Origin of the sequence: Plesiomonas sp., from assembly GCF_051652165.1 — a bacterium.
Classification (GTDB): domain Bacteria; phylum Pseudomonadota; class Gammaproteobacteria; order Enterobacterales; family CAMTGL01; genus Plesiomonas.
The window spans coordinates 1-26,328 of the sequence record NZ_JBOFTR010000010.1 but is presented as its reverse complement, the minus strand read 5'-3'; the positions used below and the strand labels follow the sequence as shown (position 1 = coordinate 26,328).

At 47.2% G+C, this 26,328-nt stretch carries 24 protein-coding genes and 4 tRNA genes; 25 read left to right on the top strand and 3 right to left on the bottom strand.

Features of this window, described 5'->3' with window-relative positions; all coding sequences use genetic code 11:
- Window positions 1-331: 331 nt before the first annotated feature.
- The 7 genes from ubiE to hemB all read left to right on the top strand — a co-directional run bounded on the left by ubiE (window position 332) and on the right by hemB (window position 6,295).
- Window positions 332-1,087 carry a bifunctional demethylmenaquinone methyltransferase/2-methoxy-6-polyprenyl-1,4-benzoquinol methylase UbiE gene (gene ubiE / locus ACRC53_RS07790; protein ID WP_438642918.1) on the top strand — a complete coding sequence of 252 codons (756 nt, stop codon included), beginning with the start codon at window positions 332-334 and terminating at the stop codon, window positions 1,085-1,087.
- A gap of 58 nt (window positions 1,088-1,145) precedes the next feature.
- Window positions 1,146-1,751, top strand: a complete 606-nt coding sequence (locus ACRC53_RS07785; RefSeq protein ID WP_438642917.1) for a ubiquinone biosynthesis accessory factor UbiJ — start codon at window positions 1,146-1,148, stop codon at window positions 1,749-1,751.
- Window positions 1,748-3,385, top strand: coding sequence for a ubiquinone biosynthesis regulatory protein kinase UbiB (gene ubiB / locus ACRC53_RS07780; protein ID WP_438642916.1), 1,638 nt, complete (start codon window positions 1,748-1,750; stop codon window positions 3,383-3,385). Before ACRC53_RS07785 ends, ubiB begins: the two co-directional genes overlap by 4 nt.
- A 245-nt stretch (window positions 3,386-3,630) precedes the next feature.
- Window positions 3,631-3,900: a twin-arginine translocase TatA/TatE family subunit gene (gene tatA / locus ACRC53_RS07775; protein ID WP_438642915.1), complete on the top strand. Its 270-nt coding sequence runs from the start codon at window positions 3,631-3,633 to the stop codon at window positions 3,898-3,900.
- Between the two features lie 3 nt (window positions 3,901-3,903).
- Window positions 3,904-4,428 (top strand): Sec-independent protein translocase protein TatB, encoded by a 525-nt coding sequence (tatB, locus tag ACRC53_RS07770; protein ID WP_438642914.1) that lies wholly within the window; start codon window positions 3,904-3,906, stop codon window positions 4,426-4,428.
- Complete coding sequence (gene tatC / locus ACRC53_RS07765; RefSeq protein ID WP_438642913.1) at window positions 4,428-5,204, top strand: Sec-independent protein translocase subunit TatC; 777 nt, start codon at window positions 4,428-4,430, stop codon at window positions 5,202-5,204. The genes tatB and tatC overlap by 1 nt, the downstream gene beginning before the upstream one ends.
- Window positions 5,205-5,275: 71 nt before the next feature.
- On the top strand, window positions 5,276-6,295 hold the full coding sequence (gene hemB / locus ACRC53_RS07760) for a porphobilinogen synthase (RefSeq protein ID WP_438642912.1): 1,020 nt from the start codon (window positions 5,276-5,278) through the stop codon (window positions 6,293-6,295).
- Window positions 6,296-6,601: 306 nt separating this feature from the next.
- Here hemB and ppx read toward each other — a convergent pair whose 3' ends face one another.
- Window positions 6,602-8,116 (bottom strand): exopolyphosphatase, encoded by a 1,515-nt coding sequence (gene ppx / locus ACRC53_RS07755; protein WP_438642911.1) that lies wholly within the window; start codon window positions 8,114-8,116, stop codon window positions 6,602-6,604.
- A gap of 3 nt (window positions 8,117-8,119) precedes the next feature.
- Window positions 8,120-9,406 (bottom strand): ATP-dependent RNA helicase RhlB, encoded by a 1,287-nt coding sequence (rhlB, locus tag ACRC53_RS07750; RefSeq protein ID WP_438642910.1) that lies wholly within the window; start codon window positions 9,404-9,406, stop codon window positions 8,120-8,122.
- Window positions 9,407-9,522: 116 nt separating this feature from the next.
- Between rhlB and trxA the strand changes: the two genes are divergently transcribed.
- The 18 genes from trxA (at window position 9,523) to ACRC53_RS07660 (ending at window position 24,984) form a co-directional block, all read left to right on the top strand.
- Window positions 9,523-9,849 carry a thioredoxin TrxA gene (gene trxA / locus ACRC53_RS07745; RefSeq protein WP_438642909.1) on the top strand — a complete coding sequence of 109 codons (327 nt, stop codon included), beginning with the start codon at window positions 9,523-9,525 and terminating at the stop codon, window positions 9,847-9,849.
- Between the two features lie 220 nt (window positions 9,850-10,069).
- Complete coding sequence (gene rho, locus ACRC53_RS07740; RefSeq protein ID WP_438633236.1) at window positions 10,070-11,329, top strand: transcription termination factor Rho; 1,260 nt, start codon at window positions 10,070-10,072, stop codon at window positions 11,327-11,329.
- A 292-nt stretch (window positions 11,330-11,621) separates the two neighbouring features.
- A complete protein-coding gene (gene wecA, locus ACRC53_RS07735) occupies window positions 11,622-12,731 on the top strand; it encodes a UDP-N-acetylglucosamine--undecaprenyl-phosphate N-acetylglucosaminephosphotransferase (RefSeq protein WP_438642908.1) in 1,110 nt (369 codons plus the stop codon).
- 72 nt (window positions 12,732-12,803) lie between these two features.
- Window positions 12,804-13,718: a Wzz/FepE/Etk N-terminal domain-containing protein gene (locus ACRC53_RS07730; RefSeq protein ID WP_438642926.1), complete on the top strand. Its 915-nt coding sequence runs from the start codon at window positions 12,804-12,806 to the stop codon at window positions 13,716-13,718.
- Window positions 13,719-13,807: 89 nt separating this feature from the next.
- Window positions 13,808-14,947: a non-hydrolyzing UDP-N-acetylglucosamine 2-epimerase gene (gene wecB, locus ACRC53_RS07725; RefSeq protein ID WP_438642907.1), complete on the top strand. Its 1,140-nt coding sequence runs from the start codon at window positions 13,808-13,810 to the stop codon at window positions 14,945-14,947.
- Window positions 14,937-16,199 carry a UDP-N-acetyl-D-mannosamine dehydrogenase gene (gene wecC, locus ACRC53_RS07720; protein WP_438642906.1) on the top strand — a complete coding sequence of 421 codons (1,263 nt, stop codon included), beginning with the start codon at window positions 14,937-14,939 and terminating at the stop codon, window positions 16,197-16,199. The genes wecB and wecC overlap by 11 nt, the downstream gene beginning before the upstream one ends.
- The gene (gene rffG, locus ACRC53_RS07715; RefSeq protein ID WP_438642905.1) at window positions 16,196-17,263 is read left to right on the top strand and encodes a dTDP-glucose 4,6-dehydratase; all 1,068 of its coding nucleotides are present in this window, start codon (window positions 16,196-16,198) and stop codon (window positions 17,261-17,263) included. The genes wecC and rffG overlap by 4 nt, the downstream gene beginning before the upstream one ends.
- A 3-nt stretch (window positions 17,264-17,266) precedes the next feature.
- The gene (gene rfbA, locus ACRC53_RS07710; RefSeq protein WP_438622730.1) at window positions 17,267-18,148 is read left to right on the top strand and encodes a glucose-1-phosphate thymidylyltransferase RfbA; all 882 of its coding nucleotides are present in this window, start codon (window positions 17,267-17,269) and stop codon (window positions 18,146-18,148) included.
- Window positions 18,126-18,839, top strand: coding sequence for a dTDP-4-amino-4,6-dideoxy-D-galactose acyltransferase (gene rffC, locus ACRC53_RS07705; protein WP_438642904.1), 714 nt, complete (start codon window positions 18,126-18,128; stop codon window positions 18,837-18,839). The genes rfbA and rffC overlap by 23 nt, the downstream gene beginning before the upstream one ends.
- A 5-nt stretch (window positions 18,840-18,844) precedes the next feature.
- Complete coding sequence (rffA, locus tag ACRC53_RS07700) at window positions 18,845-19,975, top strand: dTDP-4-amino-4,6-dideoxygalactose transaminase (protein ID WP_438642903.1); 1,131 nt, start codon at window positions 18,845-18,847, stop codon at window positions 19,973-19,975.
- A gap of 2 nt (window positions 19,976-19,977) precedes the next feature.
- On the top strand, window positions 19,978-21,228 hold the full coding sequence (gene wzxE, locus ACRC53_RS07695) for a lipid III flippase WzxE (RefSeq protein ID WP_438642902.1): 1,251 nt from the start codon (window positions 19,978-19,980) through the stop codon (window positions 21,226-21,228).
- Window positions 21,225-22,334 (top strand): TDP-N-acetylfucosamine:lipid II N-acetylfucosaminyltransferase, encoded by a 1,110-nt coding sequence (locus ACRC53_RS07690; RefSeq protein ID WP_438642901.1) that lies wholly within the window; start codon window positions 21,225-21,227, stop codon window positions 22,332-22,334. The genes wzxE and ACRC53_RS07690 overlap by 4 nt, the downstream gene beginning before the upstream one ends.
- Window positions 22,331-23,650: an ECA oligosaccharide polymerase gene (wzyE, locus tag ACRC53_RS07685; protein ID WP_438642900.1), complete on the top strand. Its 1,320-nt coding sequence runs from the start codon at window positions 22,331-22,333 to the stop codon at window positions 23,648-23,650. Before ACRC53_RS07690 ends, wzyE begins: the two co-directional genes overlap by 4 nt.
- Before the next feature lie 2 nt (window positions 23,651-23,652).
- A complete protein-coding gene (gene wecG, locus ACRC53_RS07680; protein ID WP_438642899.1) occupies window positions 23,653-24,393 on the top strand; it encodes a lipopolysaccharide N-acetylmannosaminouronosyltransferase in 741 nt (246 codons plus the stop codon).
- 119 nt (window positions 24,394-24,512) lie between these two features.
- Window positions 24,513-24,589 (top strand) — tRNA-Arg (locus ACRC53_RS07675).
- A gap of 61 nt (window positions 24,590-24,650) precedes the next feature.
- Window positions 24,651-24,726 (top strand) — tRNA-His (locus ACRC53_RS07670).
- 63 nt (window positions 24,727-24,789) lie between these two features.
- Window positions 24,790-24,876: transfer RNA gene (locus ACRC53_RS07665), tRNA-Leu, on the top strand.
- A 31-nt stretch (window positions 24,877-24,907) separates the two neighbouring features.
- Window positions 24,908-24,984, top strand: a tRNA-Pro gene (locus ACRC53_RS07660).
- Window positions 24,985-25,251: 267 nt separating this feature from the next.
- On the opposite strand, the gene ACRC53_RS07655 is transcribed toward ACRC53_RS07660, so the two are convergent.
- On the bottom strand, window positions 25,252-25,893 hold the full coding sequence (locus ACRC53_RS07655) for an isochorismatase family protein (RefSeq protein WP_438642898.1): 642 nt from the start codon (window positions 25,891-25,893) through the stop codon (window positions 25,252-25,254).
- Window positions 25,894-26,328: the final 435 nt, after the last annotated feature.

The window sequence follows — 26,328 nt, the reverse complement described above, 5'->3', positions numbered from 1 at the left end:
GCATTATTACCGTTGTGTTAGTTATCGTTGAGTTTAACCGTTTACCTTGTTGGAATAATCTTAGCGTATTGTGATTTATATTACGTAATATTGATCATGTTATTGATATTAAAGCTGCACTTTAATTTATTGCCTGTTGCTTGTATTGAATACGCTTTATAGAGATATTAATTTGTGTACAGGTTTATTTAAAATACCTCGATCAGTATTCCACAGTGCTAAACCGTGCGGTGACAATATGCTTAATTAATTGTGATTAATCTTCACATATAGAGGCTGAACGGTACTTGGGGTAAACTGGCATAAATACATTAAGGCAAAGGCAATAAACATGGCAGAGCAGCCGCAGGAAACAACGCATTTTGGTTTCCGTACAGTCGCCAAGGAAGAGAAGGCCGGAATGGTCGCTGATGTTTTTCACTCCGTGGCAGCAAAATACGATCTGATGAACGATTTAATGTCGTTCGGTATCCACCGTTTGTGGAAGCGTTTTACGATAGATTGCAGTGGCGTACGCCGTGGGCAGCGCGTACTGGATTTAGCCGGTGGTACCGGTGATCTCACAGCAAAGTTTTCACGTCTTGTGGGTGAAACTGGGGAAGTAGTACTGGCTGATATTAATGACTCGATGCTGAAAGTTGGGCGTGCAAAATTGCGCGATCTGGGCGTGGTGGGTAATGTTAGCTATGTACAGGCTAATGCCGAAGCACTTCCTTTCCCTGATAACTACTTTGATTGTATTACCATTGGTTTTGGCTTACGTAATGTCACTGAAAAAGAGCAGGCATTACGCTCGATGTTTCGGGTATTAAAACCGGGCGGCCGTTTGCTGGTGCTTGAGTTCTCAAAACCGACCATTGAACTGCTGGGCAAAGTGTACGATACCTACTCATTTCATATTTTGCCAAAAGTCGGTGAAGTGGTGGCTAATGACAGCGAAAGCTACCGTTATTTAGCTGAATCTATCCGCATGCATCCGGCACAAGATGCATTGAAAGAGATGATGGAACAAGCAGGTTTTGACCAAGTGAGCTACTACAACTTAACCGGTGGTATTGTGGCCTTGCATCGCGGTTATAAATTCTAATCTGTGACTATCAATATCACTGACTAAACATACTTTTGTTGTAGCGTAAAGGATGACTATGCCCTTACTTCCACTGGTAACAGGCGTATTGGAGACGGCGTTTAATGCTCTGATTAACCAAAATCCCGACGCTAAAAGTGCCTTATTGCGGCTCAAAGGGCGTGTACTGATGCTGCAATTGCGTGAATTTAGCGTGCCTTTGGTACTGGTATTCTCTGATCGGGTTGATATTTTAGCCGCGTGGGAAGGGGAAGCCGATTGCCGTATTCATACCGATCTCTTGACCCTTTCGGCGCTGCGCGATCACCGTCAGATTACGCGTTTAATTCGCGAACATGCTCTCGATATTGAAGGCGATATTCAACTATTACAACCAGTACAAACCCTGTTTGAACAACTCGATTTTGACCCTGCTGCTCTGCTTGCACCGTATACGGGTGATCTGGTGGCGCATGGGGTAAGCCGTGTACTGCGCGGTACATTACAAACAGTGCAACAGCAGCACCAGCGCAATGAACACTATGTTGCACAAGTGCTGACTGAAGAGTGGCGGCTTGCACCTGGCGGGTTAGAAGTGGCCTATTTTGCTGATCAGGTTGATGCTTTAGCCGTGCAACTTGCCAACATAGAACAACGGTTAACCCGCTTGGAAAAACAGCCATGATGCCGAGTGATTTTCGCCGTTTATACCGCATTACACAGGTATTTTTAAGCTATGGCTTAGATGAACTGCTACCTGATATGCGCCTGACCCTGCCGCTGCGTATCGTGCGTAAAGGTCTGTTTTGGATCAACAATCAGCATCCAGAAAAACCGCTCGGTATGCGTCTGCGCCTTGCGCTACAAAGCTTAGGGCCTGTTTGGATCAAGTTTGGCCAGATGCTTTCAACCCGCCGCGATCTTTTCCCACCGCATATTGCCGATCAGTTGGCTTTGTTGCAAGATCAAGTGGCCTCTTTTGATGGGCAACAGGCTCGTCAGCAGATTGATGCCGCGCTGGGTGTGCCACTAGAGACTCTGTTTGATGAGTTTAACCCGATAGCACTGGCTTCAGCTTCTATCGCACAGGTACATACCGCACGTTTGAAATCAAATGGGCAAGAGGTGGTATTAAAGGTTATTCGCCCTGATATTTTGCCTATGATTAACGCAGATATTCGGTTGATGTATCGGTTAGCACATATGCTACCGCGCCTATTGCCTGATGGCCGTCGCTTACGGCCGGTTGAAGTGGTGCGTGAATATGAAAAAACGCTGCTTGATGAACTGAATTTGATGCGTGAAGCGGCCAATGCTATTCAATTACGACGTAACTTCACTGACAGCAATATGTTATATATCCCTGAGATATATACTGATTATTGCCGAGAGAACTTGTTGGTTATGGAGCGCATTTACGGTATCCCTGTTTCAGATATCAATGCCTTACATGCCAATGGCACTAATATGAAGTTGCTGGCTGAACGCGGTGTACAAGTCTTTTTCACACAAGTGTTTCGTGACAGCTTTTTCCATGCTGACATGCATCCGGGCAACATTTTTGTCAGCTATCAGCACCCTGAAGATCCACAATATATCGGCATTGATTGCGGTATTGTCGGCTCACTTAACCGAGAAGATAAACGCTATTTGGCCGGTAACTTTATCGCTTTTTTCAACCGTGATTACCGTAAAGTGGCTGAATTGCATGTGGATTCCGGTTGGGTTCCGGCAGACACCAATATTGAAGAGTTTGAGTTTGCTATTCGAACCGTTTGCGAACCCATTTTTGAAAAACCGCTCGATCAGATCTCTTTTGGCCATGTGCTATTGAACCTGTTTAATACGGCACGCCGTTTTAATATGGAAGTACAGCCACAACTGGTACTGCTGCAAAAAACGCTGCTGTACGTTGAAGGCCTTGGCCGTCAGCTTTACCCCCAGCTTGATTTGTGGAGTACTGCCAAACCCTTTTTAGAGCGTTGGATGCGCGAGCAAGTCGGTATACAAGCCGTGTTTGAGTCAATAAAACAAAAAGCGCCATTTTGGGCAGAAAAACTGCCTGAACTGCCGGATCTCGTGTACGACTCACTGCGCCAGCAAAAACAGCTCAGTGAACAGATACGCAAACTGCATCACCAGTGGGCGATAAAACAAAAAAACGAGACTCAGACCCGCTATTTATTGGTTGTTGGCACAACATTCGTATTGTCATCAGTCATTTTGCATGTCAGTACACAGACAACATGGTCAGTGAGTTTATTTGTTACGGGTATTATTTGTTGGGGAGTCGGTTGGTGGTGGCCGCAAGATAAATAGAGAGTTGTCAGCACTGTCACCCAATAACCTGACTATTTATTGATAGATATTCTCGCTAAAATAGCGATACACAGTAAAAATCACGCCATAGTAAAGGTATTTTCTTGTTGATAAAAGAGTCATGTCAGCCGCAAAATAGGGGGATTCAACACTACATTGAACCTAATTTGTATGGCACGCTCTTGCAATGCACATCATCTTGTTGCGGCATGATGACCACATAGTTTCTTTTAGAGGGATATAAAATGGGCGGAATCAGTATTTGGCAGTTACTTATTATTGCGGTCATTGTTGTACTGCTGTTTGGTACTAAAAAGTTGCGCAATATTGGTGGCGATCTGGGTGGTGCGGTGCGTGACTTTAAAAAAGCACTCGGTGACGACACAGCAAAACCACAGCAAAAAAATGATCTAGGTGATGCTGACTTTACACAAAATATTGTCGATCAAAGCAAAGCCGAACATAACAGTACTGATGACTCTGCAAAAAAGAGCCAAAACAAAGAGCAGGTATAACCCGTGTTTGATATCGGTTTCTGGGAACTGGTACTGATCGCCGTTATTGGCTTGGTTGTCTTAGGGCCTGAACGACTACCTGTTGCTGTGCGAACAGTGGCACATTGGGTAAAAACGATCCGTGCGATGGCCGCTTCAGTGCAAAATGAGCTAAACCAAGAGCTTAAATTGCAAGAGATGCAGAATAACCTTAAAAAAGCGGAGAAGATGGATTTAAAAGATCTCTCTCCTGAACTTGATGCCTCACTGCGTGAGCTTAAAGATGCGGCTGACTCAGTTCAACGCCCTTATGCACCACCGATTGATCATACTCAATCGGTAGTATCAGCTCACCCTAACGGAACCTCACCCGCAGAGCTGGCCGAACAAGCTGAAGAGGAACATGAGGCCGATGATCAACACCCTGTTCATCTTGCTGAAGGTTTGCCTATATCTACGTTAACGCCGGCAGATCCGATAGTCGTTGAGCCCGTACATACAGTACAGCCCCCAACGGTAGAGCAGAGCCTCAAACGGGAGCAACCATAATGTCGGTAGATGATACTCAGCCTCTTATTTCGCACCTCATTGAGCTGCGTACGCGTTTACTGCGTGCCATTATCAGCATTTTAGTGATTTTTGCTGCACTTGTTTGGTTCTCAAATGATATCTATGCATGGGTATCTGCACCTTTGGTTGAGCGAATGCCACAGGGTGCAAGCATGATCGCTACTGAAGTCGCATCCCCCTTTATTGCTCCGATCAAACTCACTTTAATTGTCTCGGTCTTTATTGCCGCGCCGCTGATTTTGTACCAAGTCTGGGCCTTTATCGCACCGGCGTTGTACAAACATGAACGCCGTCTGATTATTCCATTGCTGGTCTCAAGTTCGGCACTGTTTTATCTTGGTATGCTGTTTGCCTACTACATTGTGTTTCCACTGATCTTTGGCTTTTTCACCCAAACTGCACCACAAGGTGTCACCATTGCCACTGACATTAACAGCTACCTTGATTTTGTGATGGGGCTGTTTTTAGCGTTTGGGTTAGCCTTTGAGATCCCCGTTGCGATAATCCTACTCTGCTGGAGCGGTGTTACCAATGTAGCTGATTTACGTAAAAAACGGCCTTATATAGTGGTTGCAGTGTTTGTTATTGCAATGTTACTGACACCACCTGATGTGTTTTCGCAAACATTGCTGGCCATTCCAATGTGTTTGCTGTTTGAGTTAGGTGTTTTTTGTGCGCGTTTTTATGTACGAGAAACTGTTGACGACCCTATGCAACACAATAGTGATGATAATGATACCGAAACAAGGCAGTAATGCCCTGCTTACGGAGATAAAAGGGCCGTCGTTTGACGGCTTTTTTTATACGATTTTATGAGGAACAACGTATGGCATTGAATATTTCCGGCTCATTTCCTGGCCGCCGTTTACGCCGTGTACGTAAGCATGACTTTAGCCGTCGTTTAGTGGCAGAGCATCAGTTAAGCGTCAATGATTTGATCTATCCAGTCTTTGTACTCGAAGGGAAAAACTGCCGTGAAGCGATCCCCTCAATGCCGGGTATTGAGCGTTTATCGATAGATTTACTGTTGCAAGAGGCCGCAGAGCTGGTGGCATTAGGCGTGCCGGCAATTGCCTTATTTCCCGTCGTAGGGCAAGAGAAAAAGAGCTTACTGGCCGAGGAAGCCTATAACCCGCAAGGTCTAGTACAGCGTACGGTGCGTGCACTGAAAGCCGCCTATCCACAGTTAGGGGTTATCACTGATGTGGCGCTCGACCCGTTCACCGTACATGGACAAGATGGCATTATTGATGACACAGGTTATGTGCAAAATGACATCACCACAAAAATCTTAGTGCAACAAGCTCTCTCACACGCTGCTGCGGGGGCAGATGTGGTTGCGCCGAGTGATATGATGGATGGCCGTATCGGTGCAATTCGTGCAGCCCTCGAAGCTGATGGTTTTATCCATACCCAGATCATGGCATATTCGGCAAAATATGCCTCATGTTACTACGGCCCATTCCGTGATGCAGTCGGATCATCTGGCAATCTCAAAGGTGGCGATAAGAAAAACTACCAGATGGATCCAGCCAATAGCAATGAAGCCTTGCAGGAAGTTGCACAAGATTTGCAAGAGGGGGCGGATATGGTAATGGTAAAACCGGGAATGCCATATCTTGATGTGGTACGCCGCGTCAAAGATGAATTTGGCGTACCAACCTTTGCTTATCAGGTTTCGGGTGAATATGCCATGCACATGGCCGCTATTCAGAATGGTTGGCTCAAAGAGCGTGAATGTATTATGGAGTCATTACTGTGCTTTAAGCGTGCGGGTGCTGACGGTATCCTAACCTACTTTGCCAAGCAAGTTGCCCAGTGGCTTCATGAGCCAGTGGTGCGATAAGGTGGGGTATTTTCCACAATCGACGCGCTATAAATATCGCTCTGAGCCCCGCAGTATTGAATACACCAACGATTAATACCCTGAGCTGACGTTTACTCTATTCGTTAACAACAAAAAGCGGCCTAATAAGCCGCTTTTTTACGTTAAAACCCAATTATCGAGCTATTGGTTAATCCCCTTTTATTTTATGCTGCACTTACCCAGCACCCCTTTAAACAGAGCCCTTGCAGTTTGTACTGTGGCAACTCATACAGCATTGATAGGGTTCGTTGCCCCTCAGAAATGATGATGCAGATCATATTTCCATCACGGTGATTCGGTCTGACAACCCAGCATCAGAGGAAGGTGTAGACTCCCTAACCATCTTACTTCTTGCCGTAAATCTTCAGCCCGCAGCGGATGGTTTGCTAACCATCCTTCAGGTAAACACAATTGCAGACAGTCGCCCTCACCTGAGAGTGTAACGTGTGGCAGTGTATCATCACGACGACGGCTCGCTAAAATAATAGCCAAGCGTAGCAAACGGCATAGCTTCAAGGCTTCAGATACCGAAATAGCGTTTTGTGCTGCTAATTTGCTAAGATCAGGCTGTTCACGCTGATTATACAGCAGTGCGGCAAGCAGCTTACGTTGTGCTGGTGTAAAACCAGGGGTTGCTGAGTGAGAAAATAGATAAGCTGCATGTTCATGGGTGCGTTTATAATCAACACCCAGCCCTATCTCGTGCACCATAGCAACCCAACCAAGCAACTCGCGGCTCAAGGCGCTCAACCCCCACTCTTTGGCAATATGATCAAATAACTGCCATACGGTTGTTCGTACTCGTAGAGCTTGTGCAGTATCAATATGATACTGATGCTGTAAGGCCGCGATAGTCCGTTCACGGATATCGTTTGGAGCCTGAGTCTCTGGCGGGTGTAGCATGCTATACAGTAATCCCTCACGTAGAGCGCCTCCCGAAAGGGTCATAGTGTTAATCGACAATGTTTCAAAAATAGCGATTAAAATCGATAGACCACTTGGGAAAACCAACGCCCGATCGAGCGTTAAGCCCTCAATTTCCAACTCTTCTAACTTGTAGCACTGAATGGCCTGCGTACGTAACTGACGCAGTTTAGCCAGTGTAATGTGCTCATCCATTCCTTGTGCCAGCATGATCTCTTGCAGTGCCTGCACTGTACCGGAAGCACCTACACACACTTGCCATCCTAGAGAGGTAAATGAGGTAACTATCGGCTGCAAAATATCCCGTGCGGCTTGTTCTGCCTTGGCAAAGTTCTGTTCACACAAACGTCGATCGGCAAAGTAGCGTTCTAGCCAAGTTACACACCCCATATGCAAACTCACCAACGCTTGCGGTTGAGCCCCTTTACCGATAATCAGCTCAGTACTTGCACCACCAATATCGACCACTAAACGTGGATCTGGCCCTCCGGTGGTGTGGGCGACACCTTGATAGATCAGGCGCGCCTCCTCTTCTCCGCTAATCACCTTAATTGGGTGGCCTAAAATGCGCTGTGCGGTATCTAGAAAATCAGCGGCATTTCTCGCACTGCGCAGTGCTGCTGTTGCAACAATGCGTACATGTGTTGCAGGAATATCTTGTAAACGCTCGGAAAATAGCGCCAAACATTGCCAACCTCGCTCAATAGCATCTTGTGAAAGGTGGTTCTGTTTATCCAGGCCCGCAGCCAGACGCACTTTGCGTTTGATACGGGCAATGGTTTGGATATTTCCAGCAACCTGACGCACAACCAGCATATGAAAGCTGTTTGAGCCAAGATCAATGGCAGCATAGCAAGAGGATACCGAGTTTATCATCTGCTATTCGGCCATATTTCGCTTACGTGGGCTACGCACACCAGGGCGGCGATGACCATTTTGGCGCGTTGTTGATGTCGGGCGCGGGCGCTGTAAACGGAACGGCGCAGGTAATTCGGTTAGTAAGGCTTCGCTGTCATATTTACTGACTGGAATACTGTGCTCAACATAGGCCTCAATATTGGGTAGATTGAGTGCATACTCTTCACAAGCAAAACTGATAGAGTGGCCACTCTCACCAGCACGGCCGGTACGGCCAATACGGTGCACATAATCTTCGCAGTCATCGGGGAGATCATAGTTAAAGACATGCGTGACCAGTGGAATATGCAAACCACGGGCAGCCACATCGGTAGCGACCAGGATATCCAGATTACCTTTGGTGAAGTCATCTAAAATGCGCAGCCGTTTTTTCTGTGCGACATCACCGGTCAGTAATCCGACTCGGTGGCCATCAGCGGCTAAATGCCCCCAGATTTGTTCACAGCGATATTTGGTGTTAGCGAAAATAATACTGCGATCAGGCCACTCTTCTTCCAGTAGAGTTTGCAATAATCGCATTTTTTCTTCATTTGAAGGGTAGAATAGCTCTTCTTTAATCCGATGGCCGGTTTTTTGCTCTGGTTCTACTTCGACATATTCGGCATTATGCATATATTCGAAGGCCAGCTCGCGGACACGGTAAGAGAGCGTTGCGGAGAACAGCATATTGAGACGCTGATCTGGTTTTGGCATGCGGCGTAGCAAATAACGGATATCTTTGATAAAGCCAAGATCGAACATCCGATCAGCTTCATCAAGAACCATTACCTGAATTGCGCCCATGTTGATAATATTCTGCTTTTGGTAGTCAATAATTCGACCGGTTGTACCAATCAGAATATCGACACCCGCTTCCAGTGTTTTGAGCTGCTTATCGTAGCCATCACCACCGTAAGCTAATCCAAGGCGTAAACCGGTAGTCTGTGCCAAGAGTTGGGCATCAGCATGGATCTGCACCGCCAGTTCCCGCGTGGGTGCCATAATAAGCGCCCGTGGCTGGTTCTTTTGGTGTTGCTCACCGGCAGGGTGAGTCAGTAGATGATGAAAGGTCGAGGTCAAAAAGGCGAGGGTTTTCCCCGTACCTGTTTGCGCTTGACCGGCGATGTCACGCCCTGCCAGAGAATAAGGCAGTGCGAGCGCCTGTATTGGTGTGCAGTGCTGGAATCCTTGCTGTGCTAATGCATGCAGGACATCCGGATGCAACCCGAAATCGGCGAATTTCTGTTCAGTTAAGTGTGTTTTGCTCATAGTGGATAGAATATCAGCTAACTCTTGCTTTACGAAAGCGTATCCATTGAAATAAAGTCAATAACAACGGTTGGTCAATGTTACACCAACACAACAATAAATATTTGGGAGTAAAGATGAGCGATAAAATTGTTCAACTGACCGATAGCAGCTTTGAAACTGATGTCATTAATGCTACAGGCCCTGTCTTAGTCGATTTCTGGGCCGAGTGGTGTGGTCCGTGCAAAATGATTGCACCAATTCTTGATGAAATTGCCACTGAGTACCAAGGTCGTGTTACCGTTGCAAAATTAAATATTGATCAAAATGCGGCAACCGCGCCAAAATATGGCATTCGTGGTATTCCAACCCTGTTGCTGTTCAAAGATGGTGCAGTGGCAGCGACAAAAGTGGGCGCGCTCTCTAAAACTCAACTGAAAGAGTTTTTAGATACACACATTTGAGTTAATTTCAGTTAAAATAGTGGCTAGCAGTTGGAATTTGCATTTTATTTAACCAACTGCTAGACGCATTTCTGATTTGATGTTAGTTTACAGTTACTGCTTAAACGCACCTAATTCTTCTTATTATCACTGATTACTGGCCTATGCTAACAGGCTGTTGTGTTAACCAGTATTCCCGTGATTGGCTTATCTCCGAGTTCACTATCAAGAACCCATCGTTATGAATCTTACCGAACTAAAAAATACACCAGTCTCTGAGCTTGTCGCGCTTGGTGAATCTATGGGCCTCGAAAACATGGCTCGGATGCGTAAGCAGGATATTATCTTTGCGATTTTGAAACAGCACGCCAAAAGTGGCGAGGATATCTTTGGCGATGGTGTGCTAGAGATATTACAAGACGGATTTGGTTTCCTCCGTTCTGCTGATTGCTCATATCTTGCTGGCCCTGATGATATCTATGTTTCACCGAGTCAAATTCGCCGTTTTAATTTGCGCACAGGTGATACCATTGCCGGGAAAATCCGGCCACCTAAAGAGGGTGAGCGTTATTTTGCCCTGCTAAAAGTTAACGAAGTTAACTTTGACCGACCAGAAAGCTCCCGCAATAAGATTTTATTCGAAAACTTAACCCCACTGCATGCTAATCGCCGTTTACGTATGGAACGCGGTAACGGTTCGACCGAAGATCTCACCGCGCGCGTGCTTGATCTGGCATCACCGATCGGTTGTGGTCAACGGGCATTGATTGTTGCACCGCCTAAAGCGGGTAAAACCATGCTGCTGCAAAATATTGCCCAGAGCATTGCGGCAAATCACCCTGATTGCGTGCTGATGGTGCTGCTGATTGACGAGCGTCCAGAAGAAGTGACCGAGATGCAGCGTCTGGTAAACGGTGAAGTGGTCGCCTCCACCTTTGATGAGCCGGCTTCTCGCCACGTACAGGTTGCTGAAATGGTGATCGAAAAGGCCAAGCGTTTGGTTGAGCATAAGAAAGATGTGGTTATCTTGCTTGACTCGATTACTCGTCTGGCACGTGCGTATAACACCGTTGTTCCAGCATCCGGTAAAGTATTGACGGGTGGTGTTGATGCCAACGCTCTGCATCGTCCAAAGCGTTTCTTTGGTGCCGCGCGTAACGTAGAAGAGGGCGGTAGCCTGACCATTATCGCCACTGCGCTGGTTGATACCGGCTCGAAGATGGATGAAGTGATCTACGAAGAGTTTAAAGGTACAGGTAACATGGAACTGCACCTTGCGCGTAAAATTGCTGAAAAACGTGTATTCCCTGCGATTGATTACAACCGCTCAGGTACACGCCGCGAAGAGCTGCTGACATCGTCAGAAGAGCTGCAAAAAATGTGGATTTTACGCAAAATATTGCACCCAATGGGTGAAATTGATGCGATGGAATTTTTGATCAATAAATTGGCAATGACCAAAACCAACGATGAATTTTTCGACATGATGAAACGTTCTTAAATATATTGTTGGATATCTCTCCAAAAGCGTCGCTCTTTAGCGACGCTTTTATTTTTTCAAGCCGACAAATTTGTCGCTGATCGGCGACGCGTTTATTCATTTGAAAAATAGCGTTAAGATTACGGGTAATAGATAGGTATTTATAGGCCGTATCGGATCTCAGGCATAAACAGTAATAGATGTAATTATGGGTGCTCTCTTGCACAGCCAAGTCTGTTTCGGTTATAGGTTGACTTGATATATTAATACCAGTTTACAGGGTGCAGGTGAGCACCTCATTCAAGGGCTATGGATGGTGAACTTTCTTCGCAGTGACGTGCTCATGATGGGTAGTGATCTTCTTTTTGTGTTTCTTTTCTCACTAGCTTCACTGTTTCTTGCGCGCAAAGTTGCACGCAAAATTGGGCTAGTAGATAAACCGAATTACCGCAAACTACACAATGGGTTAATTCCGTTGGTGGGCGGAATATCGGTATTTTCAGGTATGGCTTTTTTCTTTATTCAGCACTGGTCGCATTTGCGCCAACCCGGTCTTTACTTGTTTTGTGCGGGTATTTTATTAGTGGTTGGTATTTTAGATGATCGCTTTGATGTCAGTGTAAAAATCCGAGCCTGTGTACAAGCTGCTATCGCCATTATCATGATGAGTGTTGGTGGTCTGCATTTAAGCAGTTTAGGCAATATTTTAGGTTCATGGGAGCTGACACTTGGGCCATTAGGCTATGTTTTAACGCTGCTTGCCGTACTGGCTGCTATTAATGCGTTTAATATGGTCGATGGTATTGATGGTCTGCTCGGTGGCTTATCATGTGTCACCTTTGGTTCATTGGGGATTTTGTTTTTACTCGATAACCAAGGGTCTTTGGCCCTATGGTGCTTTGCGATTATTGCGGCGATAGCACCCTATATTTTGTTGAATTTAGGGATCCCTTGGGGGCGTAAATTTAAGGTTTTTATGGGGGATGCAGGCAGTACCGTGATTGGCTTTACCGTGGTGTGGTTACTGCTACAAAGCACACAAGGGCAGAATCACCCGCTTAATCCGGTAACAGCGTTGTGGGTTATTGCGATTCCGTTGATGGATATGATTACCATTACATATCGCCGGATAAAAAAAGGGCATAGCCCGTTTTCACCCGATCGCCAGCATATTCACCATATGGTGATGCGAGCAGGCTTCTCTTCTGGTCAGGCCTTTTTAGTGATTACGGGGGTTGCCGCACTCTTAGCCGGTTTTGGTATTTTCGGTGAGTGGATGCGTTGGCCTGAGTGGGTGATGTTACTGGCGTTTTTACTGACCTTTGTAGTGTATGGATATTGTATTAGTCGAGCTTGGGTTGCCACTCGGTTTGTTCGCCGTGTACGTCGTCGGTTAACCGTATGGCTTGGGCGGCATTTTTAAGATGACAGGTTTTGTGCCATTGAGGATTATAGCGTCGTGATAAAGCAGGTATCAGAACAGACCAACAATGACATGGATAATGAACTTGATATTCGAGGATTAGTCCGTGCGTTGTGGCTAGGTAAAATGTGGATTATTGGGGTTGCCGCCCTGTTTGCAGCCGCGGCACTGATTTACTCTTACGCCGTTAAGCAAGAGTGGAGTGCCAATGCAATTACCGATAAACCATTGACCAGCCAATTGGGTAACTACTTCTCTTTGCAGCAATACCTGCGTGGGCTGGATATTCAAGGAACTGCCAGTGTTGCGTTACCTCCCGTACAAGATGAAGCGTATGATGAACTGCGTATGCAACTGGGATCATACGATACGCGGCGCGATTTTTGGCTACAAACTGACTATTACCGTTCGCGTTTAGAAGGGAATGCTAGTGCTGATGGTCAATTACTCAATGATCTCATCGATGACATTACCTTTACGGGAAAAGATGACAAAAAAACACCGTACGACAGTATTCGTTTAAGTGCAGAAACAGCATCTGATGCTAGTACACTGCTAAAGCAGTACATTGCTTTTGCTAATACCCGTGCAGTAGCTGCACTGCGCGATAATCTCGATGGCCGTTGGCAGTCTCGGTTACAGTCAGTTAAAGCTCTGGTGGCTCGCCAAGCATCTGTTGCACAAGCGGTGTACCAGCGTCGACATGCGCTAACAGACCCTAACAGTACTAACAGCGAAACTGATAATGAAACGCTACAAGCGGCTAACTTTGATGTCGATTATGCCCAGAATAAAGCAGTCTTGGCAGGTTTAGCGATAACACCTAAACTTGATAGTAATATCGAAACATTCCGCTATTTACGTACCCCTGTTGAGCCAGTTAAACGTGATAAACCTCGCCGAGTATTCTTATTTGTTCTGTGGGGATTTATTGGCGCAATGATTGGTGCTGGTATTGTTGTTGCTCGTCGCATTTCAGCACCATAAATCAATTCGGGGGCGATGAGAGTGCCCCCTACTTTTAGGTGCTGCTCGTTAAACAGCACAACCAAAACAACAAAATAAAGAGTATTGCTGTGAAAGTGTTGACCGTTTTCGGTACGCGTCCTGAAGCCATTAAAATGGCACCACTCGTTCATGCTTTAGCCGAGCATCCTGCGTTTGAAGCGAAGGTATGTGTTACCGCGCAACATCGTGAGATGCTCGATCAAGTCTTGAAGCTGTTTGATATCACCCCTGATTTTGATCTGAATATCATGCGTCCAGGTCAAGGGCTAACCGAGATTACTTGCCGTATTCTTGAAGGCTTAAAACCGGTGCTTAATGAGTTTCAGCCTGATGTAGTGCTGGTTCACGGTGATACGACAACCACAATGGCCGCCAGTTTAGCGGCCTTTTACCACCAAATTCCGGTTGGACATGTTGAGGCGGGGCTACGAACGGGCAACCTTTACTCGCCGTGGCCAGAAGAGGGTAACCGTAAACTGACCGGTCATCTGGCACACTACCATTTTGCCCCGACTGAAACGTCACACCAAAATTTACGCCAAGAACATATTCCTGAACCACAGATATTTGTCACCGGAAATACGGTGATTGATGCGCTGTTTTGGGTGCGAGATAAGCTGCTCAATGATTCGGCGCTGCTGCACAGCGTTGAGTCGCGCTATCCGTTTTTACGGGAAGATACCAAGATGATCTTGGTCACTGGCCACCGCCGAGAGAGTTTTGGTGGCGGGTTTGAGCGGATCTGTACTGCGCTGGCGCACATTGCCCGTCAGCATCCCGATGCACAGATTGTCTACCCGATGCACCTCAACCCGAATGTACGTGAGCCGGTTAACCGTATTTTAAGCGGTATCGATAATGTCATTTTGATCGATCCGCAAGACTATCTGCCGTTTGTTTACCTGATGCACCGCGCTTACTTGATCCTGACCGACTCTGGCGGTATTCAAGAAGAAGCACCATCACTGGGGAAACCGGTCTTGGTATTGCGTGATACAACCGAACGCCCTGAAGCGGTCGCGGCCGGAACGGTCAGATTGATCGGTACGCAAGTCGAGACCATTGTTGCTGAAGTTTCGTGTCTGCTCAGTGATAACGACGAATACCATCGCATGAGTCGTGCCCATAACCCGTATGGTGACGGGCATGCCTGCCAACGAATTCTTGATGCATTAATGAATAATCAGGTGACTCGCCATGAGCTTTGAAACCATTTCTGTGATAGGTCTGGGCTATATTGGCCTGCCGACAGCCGCAGCGTTTGCGTCTGCGAAGAAAAAAGTAATCGGTATTGATATTAATCAGCATGCAGTTGATACCATCAATCAGGGCAAAATTCACATTGTTGAGCCTGATTTAGACCGTGTGGTTAAAGAGGCCGTTGAAGGCCAATTTTTGCGCGCCAGTACCACGCCGGAAGCGGCTGATGCCTTTTTAATTGCCGTACCCACCCCGTTTAAGGGGGATTACGAGCCGGATCTGGTGTACGTCGAAGCGGCAGCTAACTCGATTGCTCCGGTGCTGAAAAAAGGCGATCTGGTCATTTTAGAGTCCACCTCACCGGTTACCGCAACAGAACAAATGGCACAGTGGCTGATGGCTGCTCGTCCTGACTTGAGCTTCCCACCACAAGCGGGTGATGCGGCAGATATCAGCATTGCCTACTGCCCTGAGCGTGTATTGCCGGGCAAGGTGATGGTTGAGCTGATTCAAAATGATCGGGTTATTGGCGGAATGACGCCACGCTGTTCTGAGCGCGCAGCCAGCTTGTATAAGATCTTTGTACAAGGTGAGTGTGTAATTACTAACTCACGTACTGCCGAAATGTGCAAGCTGACCGAAAACAGCTTCCGTGATGTAAACATTGCCTTTGCCAATGAGCTGTCGGTTATCTGTGATAAACAAGACATTAACGTGTGGGAACTGATCCGCTTGGCGAATCGCCATCCGCGCGTCAATATTTTGCAGCCAGGCCCCGGTGTTGGCGGCCACTGTATCGCCGTTGACCCGTGGTTTATTGTGGCGCAAAACCCGCAAGAGGCGCGTTTAATCCGTGCGGCCCGTGAAGTAAATGATGGCAAACCGCATTGGGTAGTCGAAAAAACCAAGCTGGCGGTGGCCGAATGCCTGAATACGACCGGTAAGCGGGCACAAGATATCAGTATCGCTTGTCTGGGATTGGCATTTAAGCCCGATATTGATGATCTGCGCGAAAGCCCAGCAGTTGAGATAACCCAATTGATTGCACAGTGGCACAGTGGCCGAGTGTTGGCCGTAGAGCCGAATGTTGAAACTTTGCCGAAAAAGCTACAAGGTCAGGTAGAGCTTATCAGTACTGAACAGGCTCTGGCTGATGCCGATGTGCTGGTACTGCTGGTTGATCACCGTCAGTTTAAAGCTGTTGCCGCTGATTCTGTGGCACAGTCTTGGGTGGTTGATACCAAAGGAGTTTGGCGGTGAAAACAATTTTAGTGACTGGCGGTGCCGGTTTTATTGGTTCTGCCGTAGTGCGTCACATTATTCAAGATACCGACTATCAGGTCGTCAATCTGGATAAACTGACCTATGCCGGAAATCTTGAATCACTGGCTCTGGTGGCGGATAACCCTCGTTATACCTTTGAACAGGTCGATATTTGCCAGCGCAGTGAGCTTGATCGGGTATTTGCTACCTACCAGCCGGATGTGGTGATGCATCTTGCAGCAGAAAGCCATGTTGATCGTTCGATTGATGGCCCTGCGGCCTTTATTGAAACCAACATTATCGGCACATATAACATGCTCGAAGCGGCCAGAAGTTACTGGAACACGCTTGAGCCTGCCAATAAAGCCGCGTTTCGTTTTCACCATATCTCAACCGATGAGGTCTATGGCGATCTGCACGGTACCGATGATCTGTTCACCGAAACGACCCCGTATGCACCAAGTAGCCCGTATTCGGCTTCAAAAGCCTCGAGCGATCATCTGGTACGCGCGTGGCTGCGTACCTATGGTTTACCAACACTTATCACCAACTGCTCAAACAACTACGGGCCGTACCATTTCCCTGAAAAACTGATCCCTTTAATGATTTTGAATGCACTGGCCGCTAAACCTTTGCCCGTGTATGGACAGGGAAATCAGGTGCGTGATTGGCTGTATGTTGAAGATCATGCCCGCGCACTGGTACTGGTTGCAACACAAGGCGAGATCGGTGAAACCTACAATATTGGCGGCCATAATGAGCGCAAAAATATTGATGTGGTACACACCTTGTGTGCCTTGCTAGAAGAGCTCGTACCAGAAAAGCCGGCTGGTGTTGAAAAATATACCGATCTGATTACCTACGTGGCCGATCGCCCAGGGCACGATCTGCGCTATGCGATTGATGCTAGCAAGATTGCGGATGAATTGGGCTGGTTACCGCAAGAGACGTTTGAAAGTGGCATGCGTAAAACCGTGCAGTGGTATCTGGCAAACACCGATTGGTGGCAGCGGGTACTCGACGGCTCGTATGCCGGTGAGCGTTTGGGCTTAGGAGAGTAACCGATGAAAGGAATTATTCTGGCGGGCGGCTCAGGTACGCGTTTGTACCCGATTACCCGTGGTGTCTCTAAGCAGATGTTGCCGGTTTATGATAAACCGATGATCTACTATCCACTGTCAGTATTGATGCTGGCAGGTATTCGCGAAATTTTGATTATTTCAACGCCAGATGATTTGCCTGCCTTTGAGCGTTTGCTGGGTAACGGTGAGGATTTTGGTATTGAACTGAGCTATGCCGTACAGCCGAGCCCTGACGGTCTGGCGCAGGCGTTTATCATTGGCGAAGAGTTTATCGGTGATGATAGCGTATGTTTAGTTTTGGGCGATAACATCTTTTTTGGCCAGTACTTCAGCGATAAGCTCAAAGCCGTGGCTGCCCGCCCGAACGGGGCAACCGTATTTGGGTATCAGGTGATGGATCCTGAACGCTTTGGCGTAGTGGAGTTTGATGACAACTTCAATGCGCTCTCGGTGGAAGAGAAGCCGTTGAAGCCTAAGTCGAACTGGGCGGTGACGGGCTTATATTTCTATGATAACCGAGTGGTCGAAATGGCCAAGCAGGTAAAACCTTCTGCCCGTGGTGAGCTTGAGATCACCAGCCTGAACGATATGTATCTGCAACAAGGCGAGTTAAAAGTTGAGCTGTTAGGGCGCGGTTTTGCCTGGCTAGATACGGGTACGCACGATAGCCTGATTGAAGCGAGCACCTTCGTACAAACGGTTGAGAAGCGTCAGGGCTTTAAAGTGGCGTGTTTAGAAGAGATCGCTTGGCGTAACGGGTGGATGACGGATGAACAAGTTGCCCGTACCGCACAACAATTAAGCAAGACCGGTTACGGTCAGTATTTGCAGACACTGCTTCATGTCCGTCCACGCCAATATTGAGTTTCTTGACTGGGAGTCGGCATTTTTTGGCTTACCCAGTGCCAAGTTGCAGTTCTCTGAACAGGCGACTGCGCTTTGCGCCGATGCTCTGCACGCTTATGCGGTGACGCAGGCAAAGATCCCTGCTGATCGCCTAGATCTGGCTGATAAGCTCGCTGATCTCGGCTTTCGGCTGGTGGAAGGTGAGGTTGATTTAGCCATGCCTGTGCCTGCTATTATGTTGGCTGATTCTGCATCAGCCGCTGCATGCTACCGGCTGGCAGGTGAAGCTGATATTCCGGTTTTACAAGAGGGGGCACGAGCCGCTTTTGCACTCAGCCGTTTTCGTGCGCCTTGGTATCAGCCGGAAGACAGCGGCCGTTTTTATGCCCGTTGGGTAGAAAATGGTGTACGCGGTAGCTTTGATCATGCCTGTTTGGTGATAGAGCAGCAGGGTGGTGTGATCGAAGGGTTTGTGACTTTGCGCGATCTGGGCCAACAGCAGGCTCGGATTGGTCTTTTAGCCGCTATGCCTACTTGCAGTGGGCGTGGCGTTGGTCAGCAGTTGATGTTGGCAGCACAACACTGGTGTTTGGCGCGCGGAATACACACTTTGCGCATCGCAACACAAGTTGGCAATTTGGCTGCTTTACGTCTTTATATTCGCAGCGGTGCCACCATCGTGGACACTGCCTACTGGTTTTACAGGTGATAACCATGATCCCGTTTAATGCCCCGCCGGTTGTCGGCACGGAATTGGAGTATATGCAAGCTGCAATGGGCAGCGGAAAACTGTGTGGTGATGGTGCATTTACCCGCCGTTGTCAGCAGTGGATGGAGCAGCATTTTGGCAGTGCCAAAGTGTTACTGACCCCCTCTTGCACTGCATCACTGGAAATGGCCGCGATTTTGCTGGATATCCAGCCGGGCGATGAAGTGATTATGCCAAGCTTCACGTTTGTCTCTACTGCAAATGCGTTTGTACTGCGTGGCGCTACCGTGGTGTTTGTGGATTTGCGCCCTGATACCATGAACATTGATGAAACCAAGATTGAAGCGGCGATAACGGAAAAAACCAAAGCCATTGTTCCTGTTCACTATGCTGGGGTAGCCTGTGAAATGGACAGCATCATGGCGCTGGCAGCCAAATATGATCTGTGGGTTGTTGAAGATGCCGCACAAGGCGTGATGTCGACCTATAAAGGGCGCGCGCTGGGTACGATTGGCCATATCGGTTGTTATAGCTTCCATGAAACCAAAAACTACACGGCAGGTGGTGAGGGCGGAGCAACACTGATTAATGACCCTTCACTGATCGATCGCGCTGAAGTTATCCGTGAAAAAGGCACGAATCGTAGCCAATTCTTCCGCGGGCAAGTGGATAAATATACTTGGCGTGATATCGGCTCAAGCTACCTGATGTCTGATCTGCAAGCGGCGTATTTGTGGTCACAACTTGAAGCCGCCGAGCAGATCAACCAGCGCCGTTTGGCATTATGGAATACCTACTACAACGCACTCAAGCCATTGGCGGATGCCGGTCGTATTGCACTGCCATCTTGTCCGACAGATTGCGCGCACAACGCACACATGTTCTATATCAAAATGCGTGATATGGATGATCGCAGTGCATTTATCAGCTTCATGAAAGAGGCTGAAATCATGACAGTTTTCCATTATATCCCTCTGCATGCTTGCCCTGCCGGAGAGAAATTTGGTCAGTTCCACGGTAACAATCAGTTCACCACGGCTGAAAGCGAGCGTTTAGTGCGTCTGCCCTTGTTCTATAACATGGACGATTTAACACAGCGCACTGTGATTCAAACTCTGCTGAACTTTTTTGCCTGATTATGTCACTGGCTAAAGCTTCGGTTTGGACTGCTGCCTCTACACTGGTAAAAATCGGTGTAGGGTTGTTGGTGGTCAAGTTACTGGCGGTATCCTTCGGCCCGCAAGGGGTGGGGCAAGCGGGTAACTTTATGACAATGGTGACCGTACTGGGGGTTCTCTCTGGTGCGGGTATTTTTAATGGTGTCACCAAGTATGTCGCCGAGTATCAACACGACAGCGTCCGTTTACGGGCGCTGCTTGGCACGTCATCCGCCATTGTTGCCCTATTTTCTACCTTACTGGCTGCTATTTTTGTTTGTGCGGCTGGGCCTATTAGCCAACTGCTGTTCGATCACCGTGAAATGACGGCGGTGGTACAGGCTGTCGGTCTTATTCAAATGGGCATTGCCTATGCCAACTTGTTTTTGGCCATCATCAAAGGTCAGCGCGATGCTATGGGCAACGCGCTGGCAGTGATTGGTGGCAGCATACTGGGCGTAGTGGCCTATAGCCTCTGTTTTTGGCTCGGCGGCTATACCGGTGCATTAGCTGGCCTTGCCCTTGTGCCGGCCATTGCCGTCCTCCCTGCTGCTACGGTATTGCTAAAACGAAAAACCATTCCACTGAGCTATTTGCGCCCAACGTGGGATCGTTTTTTTGCGAGTAATCTACTCAAATTTACCGTGATGGTATTGATTACCTCCGTTACCTTGCCCGCTGCGTATGTAATGCTGCGAAATTTGCTGGCCGCTCGTTATGGCTGGGATGCAGTAGGTATGTGGCAAGGGGTGAGTAAAATTTCAGATGCCTATTTGCAGTTTATCACGGCCTCATTTTCGGTTTATCTGCTGCCTACGTTGTCGCGTTTACAGGATAAAAACGCCATTGTGCGCGAGATAGGCCGTTCGCTGCGGTTTGTATTACCGGCGGTTGCAGTCGTCAGCCTGACCGTCTATTTGCTGCGCGATGTTGCTATCTGGCTACTGTTCTCGGCAGAGTTTCGCCCAATGCGCGATCTGTTTGCATGGCAACTTACCGGTGATGTTTTTAAAGTTGGCGCGTATGTATTTGGCTATTTGGTGGTGGCGAAAGCCGCACTGCGTTATTACTTACTGGCAGAAGTGTGCCAGTTTGTGTTGCTCAGTACATTGGCTTATATCCTTATTCCAATGCATGGTGCACTGGGTGCGGCGCAAGCCTATATGCTGACTTACATCCTCTATTTTTGCCTCTGTGTTGGGGCTTTTCTTATTTATCGAAAGCGTGCATGACAGCCTTAATCCATGTTTTGGGATCAGATATCCCGCATCACAATCAGACCGTACTGAGCTTCTTTAATGATGTGCTCAGCCCGCGGTTGTCATCGCCTGACCTGACCCGTGAGTTTTATGTGGTCAGCCGCGATTCGGCGCTGGCACATCGCTTCCCGCAGCTTAATATCCGCTGTTTTGCCAGTAAAAAGCAGATCGCACAGGTGCTGCGTCAGCAGGCTCATCGCCAGCCAGAGTCACATTTTATCCTGCATGGGCAGTTTAATATCCTATTGTGGCTCTATCTGCTGGTCGGGTTTATTCGCCCAAAACAGGTGAGCTGGCATATCTGGGGGGCAGATTTATATGAGGACTCTACTGACTGGCGTTTTCGGTTGTTCTACCGTTTGCGGCGGATTGCACAGGGGCGTGTCGGGCGGGTATTTGCCACCCGAGGCGATCTGAATTACTACCATCAGCGCCATCCAGCCATTGCCCAGCAGTTGCTCTATTTCCCAACGAAAATGGATCCGGCATTGACTGGCGGTGTACGCAACTGGATACCGGCTGAACCACTGAACATTCTGGTCGGCAATTCCGGAGATCGTTCTAACCGGCACATTGATGCATTGCGTGAGATTAAACAGCAGTTTGGTGAGCAGGTTCGGGTGCAGATCCCACTGGGCTATCCGGCCAACAATGATGCTTACATCAGTGAAATTCGCCATTGCGCCGAAACACTTTACCCTGATGGGCAGGTTACACTGTTGACTGAGCAGATCCCATTCAATACCTATCTTGAACGGCTGGCTCAGTGCGATCTGGGTTATTTTTTGTTTGAGCGTCAGCAAGGTATTGGCACATTGTGCTTACTAATCCAAAACGGTGTCCCTTTTGTTCTAAGCCGTAAAAACCCATTTGGCCAAGATCTGCAAGAGCAACATGTACCGGTATTATTCGGTGGTGAGGCCATCAATGCCGATCAAATACAGGCAGTACAGCGTGCATTTGGGGCACTTGATCGTCAGAATATTCGCTTTTTTAACCCTAATTACATTCAAGGTTGGGAGCAGGCATTACAATTGGCTGCTGGGCAGACAATACCCTCGTCAGGAGAAAAAGAATGAATCTGTTGGATTTCTCTGGCCTGCTGGTCGTCTATGTTGCTTCTCTTATCTTGATTTTGACATTAGGTTATCGGGAGTTTCGCCGCGAGCGTTTTAACTTCAATATCTTCTTTACACTGATCTATCTGCTGACCTTTTACTTTGGTTTTCCGTTTACCTGTCTACTCTCATTTCAGTTTGATGTACAAACCGAACCGCCAGAGTTTTTGATGTATGCCATGTTGGCATCCACCTGTTTTTATGCACTGTACTATGTGGTCTATAAAACACGTTTAGTAAAGCAAAGCAAACAGAAAAACTGGCTTAGTATGAACCGTGTCGAGACCAATCTGACATGGATTTTATTAATGCTGATTGCGGTTGTTTCTGTGGGCATTTTTTTTCTACAAAATGGCTTTTTGCTATTTAAATTGCAAAGCTATAGCCAGATTTTTTCAAAAGATGTCTCTGCTGTTGCACTAAAACGATTTTTCTACTTCTTTATCCCGGCCATGTTGGTGGTGTATTTCCTCAAGCCTGACACAAAAGGCTGGATTTTCTTCTTAGTTTCCACCGTCGCTTTCGGAATACTGACCTACGTTATTGTTGGTGGTACCCGTGCCAATATCATTATCGCGTTTGCACTGTTTTTGTTCATTGGTATTATTCGCGGTTATATCACCCTTAGCATGTTGCTGGTGGCCGGTGTTGGCAGTGTAGTTGGCATGTTCTGGTTAGCACTTAAACGCTATAGTTTGGATGTCAGCGGATCAGAAGCCTTTTATACCTTCTTATACCTAACACGAGATACATTCTCACCATGGGAAAACTTGGCACTGTTGCTTGAGCACTATCATAAAATTGCCTTCCAAGGTTTAGCGCCCATTATCCGAGATTTTTATGTATTTATCCCATCATCGATTTGGCCAGACAGACCAAGCCTTGTTGTTAATACTGCCAACTATTTTACCTGGGATGTGCTCGAATACCCTGTAGGTCTGGCTATTTCCCCTACATTGATAGGCTCGTTAGTTATTATGGGGGGCATATTCTTCATTCCGCTTGGTGCCATTACCGTAGGCTTATTAATTAAATGGTTAGATTGGTTATATCGGTCAGGTAAAACCGAACAAAACCGCTATAAAGCCGCCATTTTACAAGCTTACTGCTTTGGTAATGTGTTCACGATTATTGTGTTAGCCCGTGAAGGGATTGACTCTTTTGTCTCCCGTATGGTGTTTTTCTCGATGATCTTTGGGCTCTGTTTGTTATTGGCTAAATTACTGTACTGGTTATTTGAAAGCGGTGGTTTGATTCGGCAGATAAAGGCGAAATAACAATGATGATGACTGATATTCCTAAATATACATTACGTGGGATAGAGATCTGGGGCTTTAGCAATATGTCTCAGTGTGTCGACTACTTGCTTGAGCCTAATGCCGTGAAAACCGGTACGCTCATTGCAATTAATGCCGAAAAAGTGATGACAGCCGAAGAGTCACCCGAGCTCAATACCTTGCTGGCAAATGCTGAGTATAAATATGCTGATGGCATTAGCATTGTAAATTCCATTCAGCGTAAATACCCTTATGCCAATCGTTTAGAACGCATACCAGGTTGTGAATTATGGGAAGCGTTAATGGCGCAAGCAGGCCAACAACAGCTACCTGTTTTCCTCGTTGGTGGTACACAAGCTGTTTTGAGTGAAGCGGAAGAGAAACTGCGTGCGCAGTGGGGTGTCAACATTGTAGGCAGTCAAAATGGCTACTTTACTGCCGATCAACGGCCTGAACTGTTTGAACAAATTCGTGCTAGCGGCGCAAAATTGGTGACAGTTGCCATGGGGTCACCGAAACAAGAGCTCTTTATGCGTGATTGCCGAGCACACTACCCTGATGCATTATACATGGGCATTGGCGGTACGTATGATGTATTTACTGGCCACGTTCAGCGTGCCCCTGCCATATGGCGAAAATTGGGTATAGAGTGGCTTTATCGCTTACTGTCACAACCTACACGTTGGCGGCGACAAGTGAAGTTACTCAAGTATGTTGCGTATCACTTCAGCGGAAAACTGTAGTTTTTACCCGATTTAGGCTAAAACATGACCATTTAGCCTTTTTTGTGAAAAAAAACACGAAAAAGGCTAGACAGGGATAGGTGAAATCCGTAATATGCGACCCCGCAACGGCGCGTTGGGCGCCCGTAGCTCAGCTGGATAGAGCGCTGCCCTCCGGAGGCAGAGGTCTCAGGTTCGAATCCTGTCGGGCGCGCCATTTAAGTGCCAGACGTTGTGGAAACACAAGCTGATAAAAATGTAGTAACAATGATTCTATGGTGGCTGTAGCTCAGTTGGTAGAGTCCTGGATTGTGATTCCAGTTGTCGTGGGTTCGAGCCCCATCAGCCACCCCAGATTAAACAGCATGGCATATAATATGCGGTGTTGATAAAGAGCAAAAAGAAGTACAGTGATATGCGAAGGTGGCGGAATCGGTAGACGCGCTAGCTTCAGGTGTTAGTGTCTTAACGGACGTGAGGGTTCAAGTCCCTCTCTTCGCACCACAACTTCTTAGAGCGTAATAAAAAGATATTTCGGTGAGTAGCGCAGCCCGGTAGCGCAACTGGTTTGGGACCAGTGGGTCGGAGGTTCGAATCCTCTCTCACCGACCATCTTAGAAGAGCCCGCTCAATGAGCGGGCTTTTTGCTATCTGGTGGTCGCCATACTTTAGTGATGTTCCTTTGCTCTCTTCCTTAGATCTTTCTTTAACTCTCTTTTCTATCTATATACACCTTCATACATCTTCTTTTATCTCTTCTTTGATTTATCTGTGTGCCTAGAGATGTTAAAGATAAAAATCATCCTCTATTAGGGATATAAAGAAAGAGCCGCCATACAAAACTCTATTGATGGCGGTATTAAATCAAGCATCTTAATCTCAAGAGAGTAAATGTAGCGCATCAGCCATGTGAGTGGCGTTATCAAAAAGTTGGATCCCCACCTGCTGCATTTCATCACAGGCCGCTTTTGTTGACGCCTCAGCAATACCACGGCATGCCGCTAAATTGACCCATACCTGAAACAGCCCTGTGTTATGCAATTGCAGCGCAGTGGTTTTCACACAGTAATCGGTCGCCAGCCCACCGAGTAAAATGATCGAGACCTCATTAACGCGTAGCCATTCAATCAATCCGGTACTCATTTTTTCATTCAGATCATGGTAACAAGCCCCATAAGGGTGCAAATCAGGTTCAATCCCTTTCCAAACAACAAAATCGTACTCCGTAATGGCCGGTAAACCAGGAATGGTTTCAAAGCCACGCGTTCCTGGTACGGCATGCGCTACCCACGTGACATCTGCATTCGGGTAATTCAATGGCTGTAACATTTGGTCTGGCTGCGGAACAACCCACACGGCATTAGCCGGGTGTGCATCTTTAGTGAGAAGGCGAAACGTTGCAAGATTTGCCTGCCGATTTAACTCATCTACAATCTCATCTCCCCCCTGTACCGGCAACTCAGTTGGGCATAACGGCGAAAAGGTGCATTGTGGATCAACCTCAAGCGTGGCAATGTTCATTATTTTTCCTGCTCTAATAAGCCATAAAAAGGTAAAAACAGCATAAATAACGCATATAAATAGCGCGTTTGATTGGATTTTCACCAAACAGATACGTAAATGCAAATTATCCTTAATTTTGCTTGCACCAAACGCAAAACCCCCTATAATGCGACCCCACTGACACGGCAACTGTGATGCAAATCACTGAATGCTAACAGTAAAGAATAAAACGCTTTTAAGGGATGTGAAAAACAAACCTTGACAGCTAAAGGGAAATGCGAAATAATGCGCGCCCTGTCAACGTTACGGCGCTGACACTGCTCTTTAAAAAATTAATCAGACAATCTGTGTGGGCACTCGTTAAAGACGCTGACTATCCAAAAGATACTTAGTTAAACGAGTGACTGACAATTTATTTGCTAGTTATTTCGAGCGACAAACTTTAAATTGAAG

Bases quoted from the DNA above. Each gene is read 5' to 3' on its own strand.
- ubiE (WP_438642918.1), top strand. From the start codon at position 332: ATGGCAGAGCAGCCGCAGGAAACAACGCATTTTGGTTTCCGTACAGTC.
- ACRC53_RS07785 (WP_438642917.1), top strand. From the start codon at position 1,146: ATGCCCTTACTTCCACTGGTAACAGGCGTATTGGAGACGGCGTTTAAT.
- ubiB (WP_438642916.1), top strand. From the start codon at position 1,748: ATGATGCCGAGTGATTTTCGCCGTTTATACCGCATTACACAGGTATTT.
- tatA (WP_438642915.1), top strand. From the start codon at position 3,631: ATGGGCGGAATCAGTATTTGGCAGTTACTTATTATTGCGGTCATTGTT.
- tatC (WP_438642913.1), top strand. From the start codon at position 4,428: ATGTCGGTAGATGATACTCAGCCTCTTATTTCGCACCTCATTGAGCTG.
- hemB (WP_438642912.1), top strand. From the start codon at position 5,276: ATGGCATTGAATATTTCCGGCTCATTTCCTGGCCGCCGTTTACGCCGT.
- ppx (WP_438642911.1), bottom strand. From the start codon at position 8,116: ATGATAAACTCGGTATCCTCTTGCTATGCTGCCATTGATCTTGGCTCA.
- rhlB (WP_438642910.1), bottom strand. From the start codon at position 9,406: ATGAGCAAAACACACTTAACTGAACAGAAATTCGCCGATTTCGGGTTG.
- trxA (WP_438642909.1), top strand. From the start codon at position 9,523: ATGAGCGATAAAATTGTTCAACTGACCGATAGCAGCTTTGAAACTGAT.
- rho (WP_438633236.1), top strand. From the start codon at position 10,070: ATGAATCTTACCGAACTAAAAAATACACCAGTCTCTGAGCTTGTCGCG.
- wecA (WP_438642908.1), top strand. From the start codon at position 11,622: ATGGTGAACTTTCTTCGCAGTGACGTGCTCATGATGGGTAGTGATCTT.
- ACRC53_RS07730 (WP_438642926.1), top strand. From the start codon at position 12,804: ATGGATAATGAACTTGATATTCGAGGATTAGTCCGTGCGTTGTGGCTA.
- wecC (WP_438642906.1), top strand. From the start codon at position 14,937: ATGAGCTTTGAAACCATTTCTGTGATAGGTCTGGGCTATATTGGCCTG.
- rfbA (WP_438622730.1), top strand. From the start codon at position 17,267: ATGAAAGGAATTATTCTGGCGGGCGGCTCAGGTACGCGTTTGTACCCG.
- rffC (WP_438642904.1), top strand. From the start codon at position 18,126: ATGTCCGTCCACGCCAATATTGAGTTTCTTGACTGGGAGTCGGCATTT.
- rffA (WP_438642903.1), top strand. From the start codon at position 18,845: ATGATCCCGTTTAATGCCCCGCCGGTTGTCGGCACGGAATTGGAGTAT.
- wzxE (WP_438642902.1), top strand. From the start codon at position 19,978: ATGTCACTGGCTAAAGCTTCGGTTTGGACTGCTGCCTCTACACTGGTA.
- ACRC53_RS07690 (WP_438642901.1), top strand. From the start codon at position 21,225: ATGACAGCCTTAATCCATGTTTTGGGATCAGATATCCCGCATCACAAT.
- wzyE (WP_438642900.1), top strand. From the start codon at position 22,331: ATGAATCTGTTGGATTTCTCTGGCCTGCTGGTCGTCTATGTTGCTTCT.
- wecG (WP_438642899.1), top strand. From the start codon at position 23,653: ATGATGATGACTGATATTCCTAAATATACATTACGTGGGATAGAGATC.
- ACRC53_RS07655 (WP_438642898.1), bottom strand. From the start codon at position 25,893: ATGAACATTGCCACGCTTGAGGTTGATCCACAATGCACCTTTTCGCCG.